At 66.3% G+C, this 3,005-nt stretch carries 3 protein-coding genes and 1 pseudogene; 2 read left to right on the plus strand and 2 right to left on the minus strand.

From position 1 onward, the window contains the following. Nucleotides 1–44 precede the first annotated feature (44 nt). Complete coding sequence (locus tag P3T29_RS32420; protein WP_280720266.1) at nt 45–1,028, minus strand: IS3 family transposase; 984 nt, start codon at nt 1,026–1,028, stop codon at nt 45–47. Then, nucleotides 1,025–1,432, minus strand: a complete 408-nt coding sequence (locus tag P3T29_RS32425) for a transposase (RefSeq protein ID WP_280720264.1) — start codon at nt 1,430–1,432, stop codon at nt 1,025–1,027. The genes P3T29_RS32420 and P3T29_RS32425 overlap by 4 nt, the downstream gene beginning before the upstream one ends. Nucleotides 1,433–1,509: 77 nt before the next feature. Between P3T29_RS32425 and P3T29_RS32430 the strand changes: the two are divergent. Further along, nucleotides 1,510–1,764: pseudogene (locus P3T29_RS32430) on the plus strand (hypothetical protein); the annotation flags it as partial. Continuing rightward, complete coding sequence (locus tag P3T29_RS32435) at nt 1,748–2,518, plus strand: hypothetical protein (RefSeq protein ID WP_280720265.1); 771 nt, start codon at nt 1,748–1,750, stop codon at nt 2,516–2,518. The pseudogene P3T29_RS32430 and the gene P3T29_RS32435, both read left to right, overlap by 17 nt. The last annotated feature ends 487 nt before the right edge of the window (nt 2,519–3,005 follow it).

The raw sequence follows: 3,005 nt of genomic DNA on the forward strand, positions 1-3,005 counted from the left end.
GTACCTCACCCCGCTCGAAACCCGAGCCAGGCTGCAGCACGACTTCACCCCCGCAGCGTAAGCAACCGCTGTCCAGGATCAGGGGGGAACTTCAGGTAGCCGATGCCGGAGTGGCGGTGGAGCTGGTGGTACCAGTCGAAGAACTCCGCGCACCACGCGCGGGCCTGTGACAGGGAATCGAACTTCCGCGGATACTCCGGGCGGTACTTCAGGGTCTTGTACTGGCTCTCCGAGTACGGGTTGTCGTTTGAGATCTTGGGTCGGGAGTGCGACTTGGCCACGCCGAGGTCGGACAGCATCGCCGCCACGGACTTGGCGGTCTGGATCGCGCCGCGGTCGGAGTGGATCGTCAACTGCCCTTCCTCGATGCCGTGTTTGTCTATCGTCTCCTTGAGGAACTGCTCGGCGAGCTCCTCGCTCTCGTGCGCGGCGACCATCCAGCCCACGGTGTAGCGGCTGTAGATGTCGATGATCGTGTAGAGGAAGTAGTAGACCCGCTTCGCGGGCCCGTGCATCTTGGTGACGTCCCACGACCAGACCTGGTTGGGGGCGTCCGCCATCAACTCGGGTTTCTTGCGCGGCGGGTGGGTGGCCTGGCGGCGGCGTTCGCGGACCTCGCCGCGTTCGCGCAGGATCCGGTACATCGTCGACTCGGAGCACAGGTAGCGGCCCTCGTCCAGCAGGGTCGCGTAGATCGCGGCCGGCGCCATGTCGGCGAACCGCTCACCGTTGAGCACCTGTACCACCTGTTCCCGCTCGAAGGCCGTCAGCGCCTTGGGATGGGGCCGGCGCTCGCGTGCGGGCCTGGGTGGAGCCGGTGACTTGCGGTGGTGCCGGTACCAGGTGGGGCGGTTGATGCCTAGCGCCGAGCAGGCCTTGACCCGTCCGACCAGGGGCGACAGTTCTTCCAGGGCCGTGGTGCGGGCGTCCTCGAAGACGGTGCCGGCCGCGGTGTCCAGGTCCGCGATGCGCCGAGGCCGTTCCGCCGCGGCCTGCTGTGCGGGCGCGGCGGAGCGGGCTCGGGTCAGTTCTTCTCGCCGTTGGTCGTCGTCGCGCTGCCCGTGGCGAGCTGGTCCAGCAGCGCGGAGAGTTTTCCCTGTACCTCGATCACGGTGTGGGCCTTGCCCAACTCCGTTTCCAGGCGGGCGTTCTCAGCTTTGAGCTTGGCGATCTCCCGGTCGCGCGGGTCAGCCTTCGGGCGGCCCGGTGGCGCGGCCAGAGCCTGCTCGGCACCAGCATCGCGCTGTGACTTCCACGCGGAGATCAGCGAGGAGTACAGGCCCTCTCGGCGCAGGAGCGCGCCCTTGCCCTGCTTGTCCAAGGCCTCGTACTCGGCGAGGATCCTCTGCTTGTACGCCGCCGGGAACCGGCGGTTCGTAGGACGGGGTTCCACCTGCGGATCCGGGGTCCTGTGGTCATCGGTGCGGGCCACGCTGGGACTCCTCCTTCTCCGCCCTAAATCAACGATTCATCCAGTATGCCTGACCTGTCCTACTTTGCCAGATAGGGCTGGACGCCGAGCTGCTCCCGACCCGCCTGGGATACGTGGTGCGCTGCTCGAACGCCGAAGCCGTTCACCGGCACGGCCGAACCTTCCTCAAGGTGGCCGGAGATCTGGTGGAGCTGGGGCCACCCACACCGGAGGGCATGGACGAGCTGCGCAGACTGTACGCCGAGGAGAACAGGACCTCGTCCTTCATCGACTACGGCGACGAACTCCTCTTCAGCATGAACACGGGAGACTACCTTGCGCCCCGAATCTAGGGTCTCGGGCGAGATCCTCTCGTGCACTCTGCCGGCCAGGGAGAACCTCTTCGCGGAGCTGTCCGCGTCGGCTCGCCTGGAGGACACGGGAAAAGGCCGGCGAGGCGCCGTACTCGTCAAGGCCGACGAGGCGGGCGGCGTACCCCTTGTACGCACCACCACTCGGTACGGCAGCCCGGCACAGCATTTCCGCCCAGCACATGACCGGCTTGCACAGCGGATCCAAGAATGCACGGCGCTCTCGGTCGACTTCAACAACGCCCTCATCGAGATCTACACGAACGCCTACCGAACCATGGGCGGCCATTCCGACCAGGCCCTGGATCTGGCCGACGAGTCGTTCATCGCCGTCTTCTCCTGCTACGAGTACCCCGAAGCGGGCCCTCCGAGGAAGTTGATCTTCGAATCAAAGGAGGCCGGTGGCGAGAAGGTCGAGATTCCCCTCGCCCACCACAGCATCGTCGCGTTCTCCGTCAGCTCGAATCGACGGCTCAGGCACAGAATCGTGTTGGACGCGCCCGCCCCGGCGGCGGACAACCAATGGCTGGGCGTAACGTTTCGAACGTCAAAGACCTTCGTCCGGTTTCGCGACGGACACGCACACCTGCCGCAGGGTGCGCGCCTCCTGCCGGCCGACGAGGAGCAGCGGCACGAGTTCTACCGACTGCGGCGCCGTGAGAACAGTGAAACGGACTTCACCTATCCCCTGCTGACGTACACCGTCAGCGAGAGCGACCTGACGCCGCCCGTGTGACTTCGGGAAGTGAGTAGCACGCATCTCCCTTGCACCGTGCCGCCCTGCGACAGGGGGCCCGCGGAATCCGTTCGTCCGTCAGCGGGGCCGCGTGCGAGGATACTGACGCCCTTCAGGAGGGGTCGTCCGATGTCCGAACCACTGTCCGTCCGCCGTGTGCTCGGGGTCGGTCCCTTCGCCGAGATCGGCGAGCCCACCGTCGAGCCAGATGCGGACAGCGACATGGCCGGGGTCGACGGCCTGGACCGTCCAGCGGCACTCAAGTCCGTCGACGCGAATCCTGCGCTTGCCGGGCGCCACGTCCGATTCGGAACTCCTGCGTTCCGCGTAATTCAGGGGCCCTGGAGTCCCTGCCGGGTTGAAGGTGCAGGTCAGCCGGGTGGGGGCTGGTAACGCGGTCGGATTCGCCTAGAGACGCGATTTTACGGATCTGCCTGCGCTGACCTGCAGTTGGTCCGTAGGGTCTGGAGTCGTGTACGTGAAGACG

The organism is Kitasatospora sp. MAP5-34 (assembly GCF_029894335.1).
Taxonomy (GTDB): Bacteria; Actinomycetota; Actinomycetes; order Streptomycetales; family Streptomycetaceae; genus Kitasatospora.